Raw genomic sequence first — 1,088 nt, 5'->3', positions numbered from 1 at the left:
GAAAATTGACTGCTCTGGTTAATCAGCCAATTTTAAAATCCAGTATCATCAAAGGATTGAGTTATGCTTTTAATTAGAAAAGTGGGCAATTAATTCTGTGCGAGATAAATTAATTATTAAAGGGGTAAACTCCTCCACTGGTAATAATAAAATGCGCTCGATGATTAGGGACAAATCTGGGTCTAAACTACCAAAACGAGCTTTCAATAAATTTTCTACCACCAGACGTTCTCCTTGCTGAAGACCCTGTTGAAGACCCTGTTGAAGACCTTGTTGAAGACCTTGTTGAAGACCCTGTTGAAGACCTTGTTGAAGACCTTGTTGACGGCCAGCATCCAGTTCTTCCTGAAGACGGGAAGTGTATAAAGGTGATAATCTCATAATTAACTCTCTGTCCTCCTGTTCAAGCTCTTGATCGTTAGTTAAAGAAGTTCTCAAGTTTAATAATAATTCTAGAGCATTTACCCGAAAAGGATGGTCCTCTGGTAACGATTCTAACTCATCGATCGCCCTTGCTTGTACTTTTCCCCGGCCTAAAATTCTTAACCAGAGAGTTGCTTCTGTTGGGGGTAATTGATGGATAACGGTGATTGCGGTGCGTAAAGAGGGAGCCAAAAAATAGATACCTTCCCCCCAATTCTCCTCATCTAATTTAGCTCCGAATCCTCCTAACAGTTGCGAGGAAGCACTGGGAGTCAAAATCCAGAGACGGGGGATTTCCCCATCGTTAAGATTCGTTTTCTGACGATTTGCTTGACGATTAATTTCCCCTTCCACTTCCAATAGTTTTAACAGACAAGTTCTAATTTCTGTAGCGGTGACAGGATTACGAAAGGGTTCAAATAAACAGGGATTAATCGCCATTTTTCCCAGTAATCCCAGCAGTTCTCTAGGATTATTATCGAGAATCTGGGGTGAAAACCAGACATCGATTTCTCGTACTTCTCCTCGTACAACCCGTGCCGATTTTACCTCTCCCAGAGAAGATAATAATTCTTCGAGATAATCTTTGGCAAACTGGTCATGAATAAATCTAGTCATAGGCTTATCTAACATGATTTAATAACTTATCTCGTAATTGCTTAATC

At 40.3% G+C, this 1,088-nt stretch carries 1 protein-coding gene; it reads right to left on the bottom strand.

Translation table 11 applies throughout. From position 1 onward, the window contains the following. Positions 1–69: 69 nt before the first annotated feature. Positions 70–1,041 (bottom strand): flagellar assembly protein H, encoded by a 972-nt coding sequence (locus O9290_RS19005; RefSeq protein ID WP_288087376.1) that lies wholly within the window; start codon positions 1,039–1,041, stop codon positions 70–72. Positions 1,042–1,088 lie beyond the last annotated feature (47 nt).

Origin of the sequence: Microcystis sp. LE19-41.2A (genome assembly GCF_027530405.1) — a bacterium.
Taxonomy (GTDB): Bacteria; Cyanobacteriota; Cyanobacteriia; order Cyanobacteriales; family Microcystaceae; genus Microcystis; species Microcystis aeruginosa.
Note: the sequence above shows the minus strand (reverse complement) of the source record. Positions and strands in the feature narration are given on the sequence as shown.